This window comes from Priestia sp. SIMBA_032 (genome assembly GCF_046535215.1).
GTDB lineage: Bacteria > Bacillota > Bacilli > Bacillales > Bacillaceae_H > Priestia > Priestia aryabhattai.
Genome location: NZ_JAWRXD010001243.1, coordinates 1 through 249 on the forward strand (window position 1 = coordinate 1; position 249 = coordinate 249).

At 64.3% G+C, this 249-nt stretch carries 1 protein-coding gene; it reads right to left on the reverse strand.

Annotated features, from left to right (window positions below):
- Positions 1-249: ABC transporter transmembrane domain-containing protein (locus SB717_RS38315; RefSeq protein WP_410908434.1), on the reverse strand; the 249-nt coding region annotated here is incomplete at both ends.

Sequence of the window (249 nt, forward strand, 5' to 3'; positions counted from 1 at the left end):
CGAGAACCGCTCGGTCATCTGGGTGGACATCAGGGAGTTGTATTCGGCCGCCTGCCGGGACAGCGCCTGCATCCGCTTGCCCATGCGCCGGGCGGGGACGACGAACAGTGGCAGCAGGATCAGTGTCAGCAGGGTGATCTGCCAGCTGATCGACAGCATCACGGCAACGGTCAGCGTCAGCGTGACGATGTTGGACACCACGCCCGAGAGGGTGTCGGAGAAAGCCCGCTGCGCACCGATGACGTCGTT